The 13843-nt window shown below is 69.6% G+C and carries 16 protein-coding genes, 1 tRNA gene and 1 pseudogene; 17 read left to right on the top strand and 1 reads right to left on the bottom strand.

Annotated elements, in window-relative coordinates; all coding sequences use genetic code 11:
- Positions 1-2: 2 nt before the first annotated feature.
- The 13 genes and pseudogenes from BA062_RS04595 (at position 3) to BA062_RS04535 (ending at position 9843) form a co-directional block, all read left to right on the top strand.
- On the top strand, positions 3-455 hold the full coding sequence (locus tag BA062_RS04595) for a Pycsar system effector family protein (RefSeq protein WP_110334749.1): 453 nt from the start codon (positions 3-5) through the stop codon (positions 453-455).
- 128 nt (positions 456-583) lie between these two features.
- A complete protein-coding gene (locus tag BA062_RS04590; RefSeq protein WP_110334748.1) occupies positions 584-844 on the top strand; it encodes a hypothetical protein in 261 nt (86 codons plus the stop codon).
- Positions 844-1287 carry an SsgA family sporulation/cell division regulator gene (locus tag BA062_RS04585; protein ID WP_110334747.1) on the top strand — a complete coding sequence of 148 codons (444 nt, stop codon included), beginning with the start codon at positions 844-846 and terminating at the stop codon, positions 1285-1287. Before BA062_RS04590 ends, BA062_RS04585 begins: the two co-directional genes overlap by 1 nt.
- A complete protein-coding gene (locus BA062_RS04580) occupies positions 1284-1529 on the top strand; it encodes a hypothetical protein (protein WP_110334746.1) in 246 nt (81 codons plus the stop codon). The genes BA062_RS04585 and BA062_RS04580 overlap by 4 nt, the downstream gene beginning before the upstream one ends.
- The gene (locus tag BA062_RS04575) at positions 1529-1843 is read left to right on the top strand and encodes a hypothetical protein (protein WP_110334745.1); all 315 of its coding nucleotides are present in this window, start codon (positions 1529-1531) and stop codon (positions 1841-1843) included. The genes BA062_RS04580 and BA062_RS04575 overlap by 1 nt, the downstream gene beginning before the upstream one ends.
- A complete protein-coding gene (locus BA062_RS04570) occupies positions 1840-2709 on the top strand; it encodes a hypothetical protein (RefSeq protein WP_110334744.1) in 870 nt (289 codons plus the stop codon). The genes BA062_RS04575 and BA062_RS04570 overlap by 4 nt, the downstream gene beginning before the upstream one ends.
- Entirely contained in the window at positions 2709-5006 is a 2298-nt protein-coding gene (locus BA062_RS04565) for an FtsK/SpoIIIE domain-containing protein (protein ID WP_110334743.1), read from the top strand. The genes BA062_RS04570 and BA062_RS04565 overlap by 1 nt, the downstream gene beginning before the upstream one ends.
- A gap of 231 nt (positions 5007-5237) precedes the next feature.
- Positions 5238-5870, top strand: coding sequence for an HNH endonuclease family protein (locus BA062_RS04560; protein WP_110334742.1), 633 nt, complete (start codon positions 5238-5240; stop codon positions 5868-5870).
- Positions 5871-5893: 23 nt separating this feature from the next.
- Positions 5894-6400 carry a hypothetical protein gene (locus BA062_RS04555; RefSeq protein ID WP_110334741.1) on the top strand — a complete coding sequence of 169 codons (507 nt, stop codon included), beginning with the start codon at positions 5894-5896 and terminating at the stop codon, positions 6398-6400.
- Complete coding sequence (locus BA062_RS04550) at positions 6400-6867, top strand: WhiB family transcriptional regulator (RefSeq protein WP_110334740.1); 468 nt, start codon at positions 6400-6402, stop codon at positions 6865-6867. The genes BA062_RS04555 and BA062_RS04550 overlap by 1 nt, the downstream gene beginning before the upstream one ends.
- Before the next feature lie 15 nt (positions 6868-6882).
- Positions 6883-8058 (top strand): annotated as a pseudogene (locus tag BA062_RS04545) (DUF3631 domain-containing protein); the annotation flags it as partial.
- A gap of 217 nt (positions 8059-8275) precedes the next feature.
- Positions 8276-8464, top strand: coding sequence for a helix-turn-helix transcriptional regulator (locus tag BA062_RS04540; protein ID WP_081617651.1), 189 nt, complete (start codon positions 8276-8278; stop codon positions 8462-8464).
- Positions 8464-9843 carry a tyrosine-type recombinase/integrase gene (locus tag BA062_RS04535; RefSeq protein ID WP_110334738.1) on the top strand — a complete coding sequence of 460 codons (1380 nt, stop codon included), beginning with the start codon at positions 8464-8466 and terminating at the stop codon, positions 9841-9843. Before BA062_RS04540 ends, BA062_RS04535 begins: the two co-directional genes overlap by 1 nt.
- A 120-nt stretch (positions 9844-9963) precedes the next feature.
- On the opposite strand, the gene BA062_RS04530 is transcribed toward BA062_RS04535, so the two are convergent.
- Positions 9964-10045 (bottom strand) — tRNA-Tyr (locus tag BA062_RS04530).
- Between the two features lie 120 nt (positions 10046-10165).
- On the opposite strand from BA062_RS04530, the gene BA062_RS04525 reads away from it, so the two are divergent.
- The 4 genes from BA062_RS04525 (at position 10166) to rfbA (ending at position 13843) form a co-directional block, all read left to right on the top strand.
- Complete coding sequence (locus BA062_RS04525) at positions 10166-10657, top strand: YajQ family cyclic di-GMP-binding protein (RefSeq protein WP_110334737.1); 492 nt, start codon at positions 10166-10168, stop codon at positions 10655-10657.
- 211 nt (positions 10658-10868) lie between these two features.
- Complete coding sequence (locus tag BA062_RS04520; protein WP_110334736.1) at positions 10869-11672, top strand: class I SAM-dependent methyltransferase; 804 nt, start codon at positions 10869-10871, stop codon at positions 11670-11672.
- Between the two features lie 95 nt (positions 11673-11767).
- Positions 11768-12910 (top strand): sialidase family protein, encoded by a 1143-nt coding sequence (locus BA062_RS04515; RefSeq protein ID WP_110334735.1) that lies wholly within the window; start codon positions 11768-11770, stop codon positions 12908-12910.
- Between the two features lie 51 nt (positions 12911-12961).
- On the top strand, positions 12962-13843 hold the full coding sequence (rfbA, locus tag BA062_RS04510; protein ID WP_110334734.1) for a glucose-1-phosphate thymidylyltransferase RfbA: 882 nt from the start codon (positions 12962-12964) through the stop codon (positions 13841-13843).

The following is a 13843-nucleotide window of genomic DNA, read 5'->3' as shown; positions in this document are numbered from 1 at the left end:
GGATGGACGCGCCGCCGGTGGTGCTGCGGGCGCACGAGCAGGTTCGGGACGAGTTGCGCCGGGCGGACACCAAGGCCACGACGTTGTTGTCGGTGGTCGGGGTGGCGCTGGCCGGGGTGGTGGCGCTGGCCAAGGCCGGGATGCCGGTTCCGGCGCTGGCCGCGCTGTGGCTGTCGGCTCTGCCGATCTTCGGTGCGGTGCTGGTGCTGCTGGCCACGATCCGGCCGAAGCTTTCGCAGTTCCCGGCGCCGGGATCGTGGCTGGACGCCACGTTGCACGGGCCGAGTGTGCTGCTGGAGGCCGGTAGCTACGCCGCCGAGGCTGCCGCGCAGGACGTGTGCCTGCTGGGTCAGCTCGCGGTGGACAAGCACACCCGCGTCAAGCACGCGGTGAACCTGCTCATCCTCGGCGCCGGCGCGCTCGCCGTCGCGCTGGTCCTGTCCGTCCTCGCCTGAGAACGGGGGCAAGAAACATGACTCGCTTTGTGATCACGGACCCCGGCACGGCGGCCCACTCCGCCAAGAACAAGCACGCCGTGCCGGGACTCCCCAACCAGTCGCAAGACCACTCGGGAAGGAACCCAATGGTAGGCACCAACGAGCGCGACCAGGCTGTGCAGGAGCGCGAGCGCGTGTTGGCCAAGCTGCGAGCCGGCCGCGAGCACCTGGAGACCTGGGCCGATCTGATCCGGCAGGGCGCCGAGCAGCGCGTGGGCAGCATGGAGGCCGAGGACGTGGTGCAGGACGCCAGCTACGCGGCGGCCCTGGACCTCTACGGCGACGTGTGTGAAGCGGTGTGCCGCTTCGCCGCCCTCGCCCCGGAGATCGAGCGGGGTGAGCGCTGATGCTGCCCACGAGCCTGAACCTGCCGATGTGGGCCGAGCTGGAGGACTGCTCTGGCGAGGTGATCGAGCTGGTGCCGGTGAAGGTGAAGTTCCGCTACCGCACGGATGACCCGTTCGCGGTGGTGCTGGACTTCGCGGTCGGCGCCGAGCAGTGGGCGCGCTGGCACATCGCCCGGGACCTGCTCGCCGAGGGCCTGGCGATCCCGCCCGGCAGCGCCGACAACGCGGGCATGGGGGACGTGCTGGTCGCCCCGTGCCTGGACGTGCCGTGGCGGGTGTGGATCAGCCTGTCCTCTCCGACCGGGGTGGCCGACTTCGCGTTCAAGCGCGCCAGCCTGGTCGACGCGCTGGCCAAGACCGAGGCCCTGGTGCCGATCGGCAGCGAGTCGGACCGGATCGACTGGGACCGCGAGTTCGCGGCGCTGGGTGGTGAGGCCGCATGAGGACCGTCGCCACACCCGCCCAGCTCAAGACCCTCGCCATCCGCCGTTACGAGACCACGACCGGGCGCCGGTGGCGCGACCTGACCGCCGTCCAGCGCGCCGCGTGGCTGTCCAGGACCGAACCCGTCCTGCGTGCTGAGGAAGGCATCGCTCTCGACGCCGTTTGGCGCGACGGGGCGTGGCAGCCCGCCGACCAGATCGACCTGTTCGCCGAGCTCGACACCGCGAAGGAGGTGGCCTGATGAACCACACCGCGCTCTACGTCCTCGGCGGACTCGCGCTGATCGGGTTGTTCGCGACCTGGCGGTCCGGCCGGAAGTCCGCGCTCAAGGCCCGCAAGGGCGTCCGCGAGGTGACCCGGATGACCGGCAACGCCGTGCGGACGCTGCTCACGGCCGCGGTGATCGTCGCCATCCAGTGGGCCGTCATCACCTGGTGGCCCAACACCACCGCGCTGCTGATCGTGCTCATCGTGCCGTCGCTGTTCGCCGGCGCGGCCGTGGCGCGGCTGCTCGCGGTGACCGAGATCGTCACGACCACGAGGGGGCAGCGATGACGGCAACGCAGGACGCCCAGCTCGTTCCTCTGTCCACTGCGGACAAGCTGCGCCAGGACGCGGAGACCGCGGCCGAGGTGCGGGCGCTGTCCAACCACCCGGACGTGATCGCGCTGCGGGTGGAGAAGGTCCGCGGCTTCGTGGACACGCTGGTGTGGGTCGGCATCTTCCTCGGGCTGGCGTTCACGATGGTCAACGTCCAGACCTTCGCCGCCGCCGGCGCCGCCATGTGGTCGCTGCCGTGGCTGGCCGCGTGGCTGCTGGACCCGATGGTGTCGCTGGTGCTGGTGGCGGTGCTGCGCGCCGAGCAGATCACCGCCCGGTACCAGGTCGAGACCGGGAAGTGGCCGCACCGCACGAAGTGGTTCGCGTTCCTGGCCACCTACGTGATGAACACGTGGCACTCCTGGACCGAGCTGCACGTGGCCGGGGTCGTGCTGCACTCGGTGCCGCCGGTGCTGGTGTTCCTGGCCGCCGAGACCGCCCCCGTGCTGCGGGACCGGCTCACCGAGGCGGTCACCCGCGCCGCCGCCCCGGCGTTCACTGGACAGCCTCACGAGGCCGTTCAGGACGCCACCCCGGAGCCCGTTCAGGAGCCCGCTCCCGAGCCGGTCAAGCGGACGCCCCGGAAGCCGAAAGCTGCGGCCAAGCCAGCCCGCAAGCTGCGGGCCGACTACCTCGCCGAGGTCCGCGCGGCGTGGGCGCCGGGCATCGAGATCACGCCGGCGTGGGTCCGGACGGTCTGCCCGGACATCTCCCGGGGGACCAGCAAGAACGTCGCCGACGACCTGCGCGCCGAGGTCACCGCGACCGCCGAGCCCGCCCCGTTCCCGTCCGCTGCCCACAGCCGCGAGGAGGCCGCCTGATGTCCATCCCCACCAACCCGCGCCCCGGCGACGACTCCAACCGTGAGGACCTCATGAACACCCCCGAACAGGAGCCCGTGAACACCGACCAGCGCGAGACCGTGAACGGCAAGGTGCTGCCGTTCACGCCCCGCCCGGACAGCGCCAACAACGCCGACGAGATCCCCGTTCAGGAACGCCGCGACCTGTCCCGGTCGGACGTGATCGACGCCGAGATCGTCGACGACGAGGACGCCGAGCAGGTCCGGCACGCGGTGCTCGTGGACCCGCCGACACCGGCCAAGGCGTCGTGGTGGGAGACCACCCGGGACGCGAAGATCCGGCCGTTGCTGCCCGCGTGGGCGCGGTCCAAGGCCGAGCTGCGGGACCGGGTGAAGTGGGTCGCCTTCTACACCGGCCACACGATCGCCTACCACGCGGTGCGGACCCCGGCCTATGCCGGAATCCTGCTGCTGCGCTCGCCCCGCGGGCTGTGGCGGGTGGTCGTGGCCACGCACCGGTGGGTCTACGACGCGGAGGGCAAGCCGCTGCGCGCGGCGGCGGTGACGGCGAACGAGTACGACAAGTACTTCAAGCTCGCCGAGGTCCGCGCCGAGCGCATCCGCAAGCGCGGCCTGCTCGCCTTCCTGACCCTGCTCGTGGCCGCGGCCGGCGTGTACGTGCTAGCCAGCTACAGCACCGGCCTGGCGTGGCTGCTGGCCGCCGCCGGGGTCGCGCTGCTGGGCAAGGTCGGCACCCCGGCGGACAAGCCGGTTCTCGGCCGCGCCGTCGTGACGTCGAAGGCGCCGAAGCTGACCAGCGACGTTGTGGTCCGCGCCCTGGCCGCGCTGGGCATCTCCGGGATCAACCAGGCCGTAGCGAAGGGGCAGGGCATCACGTTCCCGGCGCCGATCACCCGGGACGGGCCGGGCTGGCGCGCCGAGGTCGACCTGCCGCACGGCGTCACCGTGACGGATGTGATGGAGCGTCGCGACAAGCTGGCGTCAGGGCTGCGCCGCCCGCTGGGCTGCGTGTGGCCCGAGCCGGTGTCCGAGGAGCACGCCGGGCGGCTGGTGATCTGGGTCGGGGACCAGGACATGTCCAAGGCCAAGCCCGCGACCTGGCCGCTGGCGAAGTCGGGTGAGGCGGACCTGTTCAAGTCGGTCCCGTTCGGCACCGACCAGCGCGGCCGTCCGGTCGGGGTGGACCTGATGTTCGCGAACATGGTCATCGGCGCCATGCCCCGCATGGGCAAGACGTTCTCCCTGCGGGTGCTGGTGCTGGCCGCGGCGCTGGACCCGTGGGTGGAGCTGGTGTTGTGGGAGCTCAAGGGCACCGGTGACCTGGGGATGTTCGAGAAGGTCGCGCACGAGTACGGCTCCGGCGCCGACGACGAGACGCTGGAAGGCGCCATGAACAGCCTGCGCCGGCTGTATAAGGAGCTGGAGCGCCGGTCGAAGACCATCACCCGCATCGCCAAGGAAAACCGGGCGCTGTGCCCGGAAAACAAGGTCACCCCGCAGCTCTCGCGCAACCGCAAGCTCGGGCTGCACCCGATCTTCGCCGCGATTGACGAGTGCCAGGAACTGTTCTCCCACGACGACTACAAGGACGAGGCCCGCAAGCTAGCCGAGGGCATCATCAAGCGCGGCCCGGCGATGGGCATCATCCTCGTGCTGGCCACCCAGCGCCCCGACGCCCAGTCCCTGCCGCCGGGCGTCTCGGCGAACGCCGGTCTGCGGTTTTGCCTGCGGGTCATGGGCCAGCTGGAGAACGACATGGTGCTGGGCACCTCGTCGTACAAGAACGGCATCCGGGCCACCACGTTCGGGGCGAAGGACAAGGGCATCGGCTACCTGGTCGGCGCCAGCGACGACCCGCAGATCGTGCGCGGCTACTACATCGACGGCCCAGCCGCCGAGAAGATCGTGAACCGCGCCCGCGCCCTGCGCGAGGGACACGGCACCATCACCGGCCACGCCGCCGGCGAAGTGGTCACCGACGAGGCCGCGCGTCCGTCCTATTCGGTCATCGCCGACACCGCGTCGGTGATCCGGGCCGGGGAACAGAAGGTGTGGTCGGAAACCCTGGTCGACCGGCTCGCCGAGCTGCGCCCGGAGGTCTACGGGTCGTGGGCCGAGCTGGACGGGCGGGCGAAGGCCAACCAGCTCGCCTCCGCGCTCAAGCCGTTCGGCGTGGACACGCTCCAGGTCTACGGCCGCACCGAGGACGGCAAGACCGCCAACCGGCGCGGTGTCGAACGCGCCGCCGTGCTCGCCGCGGCCGACCGCCACCGCACCAAGAACAACGGAGAGTAACCGCCGTGGGGTGCTAGCGGGTTCCGGCTCGCTAGCGTCACCCGATGCTAGATCTAGCATCCCCGCTAGCGCCCCACACCCTTCCTGAGCTGCGAGCTAGCTCCTAGCGTCCACCAGCGCAAACACCCCCGGAACCCCGGGAAACCCGTCTCGGCGACACCCCCGCCCGGCTGTCGCCCTGGCGTCTCACGCCCATCTTTCGACACGTTGAGTAGTCATCGAGAGGAAGTCATGAAGCCCGCCGCCATCACCGTTGCCGCGCTCGCCACCCTCGCCCTGACCGCCGGTTGCCTGCCCGTCACCGACACCTCCGCCGCCCCTGCTGAGGTCGCCGCCACGCTCGCCGCGCTGCCGATCGCCCCCGAAGACACCGGGTTCCACTACGACCGCGACGACTGGCCGCACTGGAAGACCGTGCACGGCACCTGCAACGCCCGCGAACAAGCCCTGCTCGATCAGGGCCAGGACGTCCGCGCCGACGACCAGTGCCGCCCGATCACCGGGACCTGGGTCAGCGCCTACGACGGGGTGACCGTCACCGACGCGTCCAAACTGGACATTGACCACCTCGTGCCACTGGCCGAGGTCGCCCGCTCCGGCCGCATCGAGAACGGCCACCGCGTCGGCCCCCGCACCTGGTCCCGCGCCGAGCGGGAACGCTACGCCAACGACCCGGACGTCCTCGTCGTCGCCACCGCCCGCGCGAACCGGTCCAAAGGGGACTCCGACCCCGCGCACTGGCTCCCGGAGCGGGACCGGTGCGGCTACGCCGCCCGCTGGATCGAGACCAAGACCCGCTACCGCCTCTCGATCGACCAAGCCGAACACGACTCCCTGGCCGCCGTCCTCGCCCGCTGCGCCTGACCCTCCACACAGGAAGGACCATCATGGTCACCGCTACCGATGCCCTGACCGACCCCGAACGCCAGTTCCTCGGCTGCCTGATGCAGCTTCCCGCCCGCATCGCGCGGCGGTTGCTGGCCGGAATGCGCGCCACCGACTTCGCCGGCGGCATGACCGCCCACAGCCTCCAACTCGCCATCGAAGTCGTGGCCGCCGAACGGACCCCGGCCCCGGTCACCCTCTACACCCACGCCATCGCCACCGGGCAGGCACCGGGTGAGAAGCGCCGCGAGTGGCTGTCCGGCTGGCTGGCCGACACCTTCCGCGACGCCCCGCCGCCCGAGCTTGCTGACCACCTCAAGGCCGTCCTGCTGGAGACCGCATGGCGCCGCGCCCTGCTCGCCCACGCCCGCCGCATCGAGCAGGCCGTGGCCAGCTCACCGACCGAGGTGCTGCGCGAGCTGGCCGACGACGCCGCCGCCGTCGACGAACTCTGGTCGCGCTACCAGGCCGCCGTGACCGGCCGGCCGAATTTGGAGGTGGCAGCCTGATGCCCCAACTTCGCCAGCCACGCCGCATCACCGGTACAACCACCCCCGGCCGCGCACCAGCCGCCCCGCCAACCTGGGCCGTCCTCGGCGTGACCGCCGCCGAGCTCGCCTGGCACGAGCACGCTGCCTGCCGCGGCACCGACCCGGACGCGTTCTTCCCCGAACCCGGCCCCGGTGCCGCCGAGCTGACCGCCGCGGCCAAGCGCGTGTGTGCCGTCTGCCCGGTCCGCGCTGCCTGCGCGGAGTGGGCTCGGAGCCACGACGAGGAGTTCGGCATCTGGGGCGGACAGACCGAGCAGGAACGCCCACACCGCCACCGCCGTCCGGAGAACCCGCGCGACCGGGAGGTCGCCCGGCTGACCCGCGCCGGCAAGACCGCCCGCGAGATCGCCTGCACCTTGCGCACCACCCCGCGCACCGTCGTCCGCGTCCGCGCCCGTCTACGGGCCGACCAGGACGCCGCCTGACATCCCCTACCTGAGCCGAGGAAGGAAGCCCGGATGAGCCATCCCGCCCGCCCACTACGGGTCGTGCCCGCCGCCCGCGCACCTGGCCCCACGCCCGCCGATGGTGCCGCCGTCCTCGATGAGATCGGAGCCTTCGTGTCCCGCTTCAACGCCTTCCCCGACGAGCACTGCGTGCCTACCCTCGCGCTCTGGTACGCCCACACCCACGCCGCCGAGCACTTCTACGTCACCCCACGGCTGATCCTGTCCAGCGCCGAACCCGGGTCCGGTAAGACCCGCGTGCTGGAGGTCGCCCAGTACCTCGTGCACGCCCCGGAGATGACCATTTCCGCCAGCACCGCGGCACTCTTCCGGATGGTCAACGCCGCCCCCATCACCATCCTGTTCGACGAGGTGGACGCGATCTTCAACCCAAAGAACGGCGGCAACTACGAAGACCTGCGCGCCATGCTCAACGCCGGCTACAAGCGCTCCGCCACCATCGCCCGGTGCGTCGGCGACGCCAAGGCCATGAACGTGCAGCGCTTCAAGGTCTACGCCCCCGTCGCGCTGGCCGGGATCGCCGGGCACATGCCCGACACCATCACCACCCGCGCCATCACCATCCACATGCGCCGCCGCGCCCCGAACGAGCACGTAGAACCCTTCAAGACCCGCCGCATCGAGACCGAGGCCGAACCGCTGCGGGACAAGCTCGCCGCGTGGGTCGCCAGCGTCGCCGACAGCCTCGACGACGCCGAACCCGACATGCCCGAAGGCGTCACCGACCGATCCGCCGAGATCTGGGAACCGCTGATCGCCCTCGCCGACGCCGCCGGCGGCCACTGGCCCGACACCGCCCGGGCCGCCTGCGCCCACTTCGTGGCGAACAACGACCCGCACAAGGGCAGCCTCGGCATCCGGCTCCTGGCCGATCTCCGCGAGGTCTTCACCCAGCGCCAGGCCGACCGACTGCCCACTGCGGCGATCCTGGAAGCCCTCTACGCCAACGAAGAGGCACCGTGGGGCGACCTCTACGGCAAGCCGCTGGACGCCCGGCGACTGGCGAAGGAGCTGGACCGCTACGGCGTCAAGCCCACCGTCTACAAGGCCGAGGGCAAGCCCACCCGCGGCTACCTCGCCACCGGCGAAACCGGCCTCGCCGACGCCTGGAAGCGGTACCTACCCGCCGACCCCGGCTCTACCGCGTAACCGACGTAACTCACGTAACCCCGCAGGCCAGCCGGTTACGGCAAGAGCCCCGGTTACGGATGCATCCGTAACCGCCCAAGCATCCGTAACCCGCTGACCAGGGCGGTTACGCCGGTTACGCCAGTTACGCGACATAGCCGCCCAACACCAGAAGGAATCCGCCATGCCTCATGCCAGCCGTCGCCGACCGTCACCACTCCTCGGAGGACACCTCGTCATGGGCACCACGTCCCGATTCCTCACGCTGAAAGCGTTCTGCGAAGAGCTCCAGGTCGCCAAGTCGACCTTCTACGACTGGTGTGCAAAGGGCCGCGCACCACGGCATATCAAGCTGCCGAACGGCGAAATCCGCATTCGACGCTCGGACCTCGAAGCGTGGCTCGAATCCCGAGAGGTGGCCGCCTGATGCAGACCAGCCACGACGTCCGTATCTGGGCAGTAGAGAAGATCAAGGGCAAGCGGAAGACCACCTACCGCGTGCGCTGGCTCGTTGCGAAGCAGAGGTTCGGCGAGTCCTTTGCGACAGTCGGTCTCGCCGACAGCTTCCGCTCGGATCTCGTCACCGCGTCGCGTAAGGGCGAAGCATTCGACACCGACACTGGCTTACCGGTCTCGATGATGCGAAAGCTCGCGACGATGCCGTGGTTCGAGTTCGCGTGCGAGTACATCGACATGAAGTGGCCGAACTCCTCGCCTCGATATCGGAAGTCCACTGCGGAATCGCTCGCACGGATCACTCTGGCCATGACCGACAATCGCGGTTCGTTGCCCGATGCAGGCAGCCCCGAGGGACGGGAGTTGCGGCAAGCCCTGATGGCTGCGTTCAATCCGACGACGCGCGAGGCCGCGCTGTCCGGCCGGATGGCCGGCGAGCTGAGCACGATCGCCCGGCACAGTCGCAACGTGAACGACCTGGAGAAGCCCGACGTTCTTCGGTCGGTACTTGCCGAACTCGAAACCAACCTGGACGGCAAGCGAGGATCGACGAACACCGTGCGCATCCGCAAGGCCGCGCTCACCAACTCCATCGACTACGCCATTGAGAAGAAGCTGCTCGCGGGCAACCCACTCGCCGAGCTGAAGACCAAGAGGCGCAACTACGCGCTCAAGGAGGTCGACCCCGCTTCGGTCGTGAACCCGATGCAAGCGCGGATGTTGTTGGAGGCAGTCGGCAACGTGGGGAAACCGGGGCCACCACTCGTCGCCTTCTTCGCCACGATGTACTACGCCGGTTTGCGCCCTGAGGAGGCCGCAAACCTGAACAAGACCGATCTCGCGATTCCCGAGGAAGGCTGGGGCGATCTCAACCTGAGTGGCGCGCGCCCCGAGATCGCAAAGGAGTGGACCGACTCGGGCGAGGCGAGCGAAGCGGGTCCACTGAAGCACCGCGAGGAGAACACCGGCCGGACGGTTCCCTGCGCGCCCGCGTTGACGGAGATCCTGCACAACCACCTGACCCGCTTCGGCACGGCGCCGGACGGTCGCCTCTTCCGCGGCGCCCGAGACGGCGGCCGGGTGTCGAGCAGCGTCTACGGACGCGTATGGGCTGCCGCACGCGAGCTGGTCTTCACCGAAGAGGTGCAGGCTGGCCCGCTCGCCAAGCGGCCGTACGACCTGCGTCACGCGTGCGTCTCAACCTGGTTGAGCGGCGGCGTGGAGCCGACCAGGGTGGCGAAGTGGGCAGGCCACAGCCTCTCAGTGCTGCTGAAGGTCTACGCGAAGTGCCTGGACGGCGGCGAGAAGGCCGCTCGTGACCGCGCTGAGCGCGCCATGCGTGGCTATTAGAGCTCTGGGGTGTATTTGGGGCGGGATGCCGGTCGGTGCCGGACCGAGTCGGACGCGGCCGGACATACAAGAACACCCCCGTGCCCTGTTCTCGCAGGTCGCGGGGGTGTTTGCCGAGTGTGGCGGGTGAGGGATTCGAACCCCCGAAGGCAGTGCCGTCTGATTTACAGTCAGATCCCTTTGGCCGCTCGGGCAACCCGCCGGGGCCGGTGCTCGCCCGGCCGAGGAACAGAGTACCCAATGCCCCCGGCCTGCCCACGCCGGGGGTTCGCGGTCACTAAGGTGGGACCCATTCCAACCAGCAGACTACGAGGTGTGTGACGTGGCCGATCCATCGTTCGACGTGGTGAGCAAGGTCGATCACCAGGAGGTGGACAACGCGCTGAACCAGGCGGGCAAGGAGCTGTCCACCCGGTTCGACTTCCGCGGCACCGGCGCCAAGATCGAGTGGTCCGGCTCCGACGGCGTGGTGCTCGAGGCCGAGACCGAGGAGCGCGTGCTCGCCGCGGTCGAGGTGTTCAAGGAGAAGCTGATCAAGCGCGGCATCTCGCTCAAGGCGTTCGACGCGGGCGAGCCCGCCGTCTCGGGGAAGGTCTACAAGGTCCAGGGCAAGATCATCGAGGGCATCGCCTCGGACAAGGCCAAGCAGATCGCCAAGTTCATCCGCGACGAGGGCCCCAAGGGCGTTCAGGCGCAGATCCAGGGCGACCAGCTGCGAGTCTCCGGCAAGAAGAAGGACCACCTGCAGGATGTCATCTCTCTGCTGAAGAACAAGGACTTCGAGATCGCTCTGCAGTTCACCAACTACCGCTGATCCGGCCGCGCAGGCCGGAGCCTTCGGCAGGCCCGCGTCCTCGACGGCCGGTCTTCGTCGTGGGCGGCAGCGAGGTCCGGCTGCCTGCCCGCGACGACGGTCGGCCGCACCCGGAAGCCAGGTAGCCGACAGCCCTGTACCGCTCGGGCAACGCTCTACGCCGTGAGCTGAACCGCTGTCGTTGCCAGGACCCGGTGAGCAGACTGAGGCCGTGGACTTGGGTTTTCGTGGCGAGGTCGTTGACTTCTATCATCGGTTTCGGCGTGGCTATCCGCCGACCGTGATCGACTCGCTGGTGGGCGCCTTCGGGTTGACGACCGACGACGTCGTGGTGGACCTCGGGTGCGGAACCGGCCAGCTGACCCTGCCGATCGCCGAGCGGGTGCGGTCTGTGGTTGCCGTGGATCCTGAGCCGGACATGCTGCTGCGAGCCCGGCGCGCCGCGCGTGAGCGCGGGGTCGCCAACGTGACCTGGATGATCGGGGCCGACACCGACATTCCCACGCTTGGCGCCCTGATCGGTGATCGACGCCTGGGTGTGGTGACCATCGGACAGGCGCTGCACTGGATGGACCACGAGGAGTTGTTCCGCGCAGTGGTTCCCCTCGTCCGGCCCGGCGGTGGTGTGGCTGTGGTGACCAACGGAACACCGCTGTGGCTGCAGAACACGGCGTGGTCTCGCGCTCTGCGCGGCCATCTGGAGGACTGGCTGGGCAGCGAGCTGACCAGCACCTGCGGCACTGATGAAGCCAGCCGGCGGCGATACAGTGACGGGCTGGCCGCGGCTGGCTACGACGTCGCCGTCACCAGCGTCGACTACCTCGACGAGCTCAGCGCCGAGCAGATCGTCGGTGGCGTCTACTCGGCGTTACCCGTTGACCGCCTTCCGTCCCCGGAACAACGCCCACGCTTCGCCGAGCGGCTCTGCCACGTACTTCAGCCACACCGGCCGTTCACCGAACAGGTTCAGGTGACGATGCTGATCGGCCGGGTCCACGTTTCCGCAGCTCGATAGGTAGCCAGGCCACGGGCCAGCGAATGGCGCCACGGGTCGGCGCACAAGATCACGTCATGGTGTAATCCCCCCGTCACAGCGCGAAGGGGGTCACCATGCGCAAGGTCTTCGTCCTGTTGTTCTGCCTGCTCATGCTCTCCGGGTTGGTCGCCCCCGCGGCGGCCGCCGAGCGGAAGCTCCTTCACAGCGGGCTCGGCTCCTACCCTCGGCTGATCCGCCTCGAGCACGGCGGGCTGCTCGGCGACGGGCGCATCCTCGCGTCCGTCACCAGCAGGGACGCCGCCGGTTACTACGCGCCGATCTTCGAGAGCACCGACGAGGGTCGCACGTTCACTCGCGTCGGCGCCGTGCGTGATCCCGCCGGCGCCGCCGGCATGTGCTGCGGCACCCTCTACGAGCTGCCGGAACGTGTCGGGCGGCTGCGCGCGGGGACGCTGCTCTGGGCCGCGAGTTACCGGCAGAAGGCGGGGCCCGACCGGCGCATCGGCATCCGCGTGTGGGCCAGCCGTGACCTCGGTCGCAGCTGGAGCTTCCTCGCCGAGCCCGTTCGCTCCCACAACTACGACGGTGTGTGGGAACCCGAGTTCACCGTCGACGCGGGCGGCAACCTCTGGATGCACTACGCCGACGAGACCGAGGCGCCCCGCTACGGCCAGGTGCTCAACCGCGTCGCCAGCACAGACGGCATCAACTGGGGCACCAAGCAGCGCACCCTGGCCATTCCGCCGGACCGCGTGCGCCCCGGCATGCCGATCGTGCGCAGGCTGCCCGACGGCCGGTACTACTTCGCCTACGAGATCTGCAACTACGGCGACCGCTTCTGCGACCCGTACTTCAAGATCTCCCCCGACGGCGCCAACTACGGCGACCCGAAGGCGCCCGGCACCAGGGTGGACACGGCGAGCGGCAACCACTTCCAGCACGCCCAGACCATCACGCTGTTCCCCGGCGGGCCCACCGGGACCCGCATCCTCATGGTCGGCCAGATCTACGTCGACCGGCACGGCAAGCCGCTGCCGGGCAACGGACGCACCTTGCTCGCCAACGACCACCTCGGCGCGGGTGACTGGTACGAGGTACCCGCTCCCGTCCACGTGCGCAGGCCCTACGACAACTGGTGCCCGAACTACAGCTCCACGCTGCTGCCCGTGGACGACGGCGAGAACGTGCTGCAAATCGCGGCGGACTACACCAACGGGGTGTGCAAGGCCTACTTCGGCAGGGGGCCGTCCCGCTGACCGCCGCGATACCCTGGCCATTCACGACCGAGTGACGGCAGGAGTATCTGGATGAAGGGCATCGTGCTGGCTGGTGGCAGCGGCACCCGGCTCCACCCCATCACGCAGGCGATCTCCAAACAGCTGCTCCCGGTCTACGACAAGCCGATGATCTACTACCCGCTCTCGGTGCTCATGCTGGCCGGGATCCGCGAGGTGCTGGTCATCTCCACGCCCACGGACCTGCCGAACTTCCGGCGCCTGCTCGGTGACGGCAGCCAGTTCGGCATCGAGCTGAGCTACGCCGAGCAGGCCGCACCCAACGGGCTGGCGGAGGCGTTCGTGATCGGCGCCGACTTCATCGGCGACGACGACGTGGCGCTCATCCTCGGCGACAACATCTTCTACGGCCAAGGCTTCTCGCGGACCCTGCAGGAGCAGGTGTCCACTCTGGACGGCTGCGTGCTGTTCGGCTACCCCGTCAAGGACCCGCAGCGCTACGGCGTCGGCGAGATGGACGCGGACGGCAGGCTGCTGTCCATCGAGGAGAAGCCGGAGCGGCCGCGCTCCAATCGCGCCATCACCGGTCTGTACCTCTACGACAACCAGGTGGTGGAGATCGCGAAGGGGCTGACCCCGTCGAAGCGCGGCGAGCTCGAGATCACCGACGTCAACATGGCCTACCTGCGGCAGGACCGCGCGCGGCTGGTGGAGCTCAGCCGCGGGTTCGCGTGGCTCGACACCGGCACGCACGACTCGCTGCTGGAGGCCGCGCAGTTCGTGCAGGTGCTCGAACACCGCACCGGGGTCCGCATCGCGTGCCTGGAGGAGATCGCGCTGCGCATGGGCTTCATCGGCCCCGACGAGTGCTACCAGCTGGGCGCGAAGCTCGCCAAGAGCGGCTACGGCGACTACGTGATGGACGTCGCCAGGGCCGCGGGCGCCTCGGGCTGA

The sequence above is a fragment of the Prauserella flavalba genome, from assembly GCF_003202235.1.
Classification (GTDB): Bacteria; Actinomycetota; Actinomycetes; order Mycobacteriales; family Pseudonocardiaceae; genus Prauserella_A; species Prauserella_A flavalba.
This window is presented reverse-complemented; position numbering and strand designations above follow the sequence as displayed.

What these genes read in the sequence shown, in the direction of transcription:
- BA062_RS04575 (WP_110334745.1), top strand. Translation starts at nt 1,529, where the DNA reads ATGAACCACACCGCGCTCTACGTCCTCGGCGGACTCGCGCTGATCGGG.
- BA062_RS04555 (WP_110334741.1), top strand. Translation starts at nt 5,894, where the DNA reads ATGGTCACCGCTACCGATGCCCTGACCGACCCCGAACGCCAGTTCCTC.
- rfbA (WP_110334734.1), top strand. Translation starts at nt 12,962, where the DNA reads ATGAAGGGCATCGTGCTGGCTGGTGGCAGCGGCACCCGGCTCCACCCC.
- BA062_RS04570 (WP_110334744.1), top strand. Translation starts at nt 1,840, where the DNA reads ATGACGGCAACGCAGGACGCCCAGCTCGTTCCTCTGTCCACTGCGGAC.
- BA062_RS04515 (WP_110334735.1), top strand. Translation starts at nt 11,768, where the DNA reads ATGCGCAAGGTCTTCGTCCTGTTGTTCTGCCTGCTCATGCTCTCCGGG.
- BA062_RS04565 (WP_110334743.1), top strand. Translation starts at nt 2,709, where the DNA reads ATGTCCATCCCCACCAACCCGCGCCCCGGCGACGACTCCAACCGTGAG.
- BA062_RS04540 (WP_081617651.1), top strand. Translation starts at nt 8,276, where the DNA reads ATGGGCACCACGTCCCGATTCCTCACGCTGAAAGCGTTCTGCGAAGAG.
- BA062_RS04560 (WP_110334742.1), top strand. Translation starts at nt 5,238, where the DNA reads ATGAAGCCCGCCGCCATCACCGTTGCCGCGCTCGCCACCCTCGCCCTG.
- BA062_RS04550 (WP_110334740.1), top strand. Translation starts at nt 6,400, where the DNA reads ATGCCCCAACTTCGCCAGCCACGCCGCATCACCGGTACAACCACCCCC.
- BA062_RS04590 (WP_110334748.1), top strand. Translation starts at nt 584, where the DNA reads ATGGTAGGCACCAACGAGCGCGACCAGGCTGTGCAGGAGCGCGAGCGC.
- BA062_RS04585 (WP_110334747.1), top strand. Translation starts at nt 844, where the DNA reads ATGCTGCCCACGAGCCTGAACCTGCCGATGTGGGCCGAGCTGGAGGAC.
- BA062_RS04535 (WP_110334738.1), top strand. Translation starts at nt 8,464, where the DNA reads ATGCAGACCAGCCACGACGTCCGTATCTGGGCAGTAGAGAAGATCAAG.
- BA062_RS04580 (WP_110334746.1), top strand. Translation starts at nt 1,284, where the DNA reads ATGAGGACCGTCGCCACACCCGCCCAGCTCAAGACCCTCGCCATCCGC.
- BA062_RS04595 (WP_110334749.1), top strand. Translation starts at nt 3, where the DNA reads ATGGACGCGCCGCCGGTGGTGCTGCGGGCGCACGAGCAGGTTCGGGAC.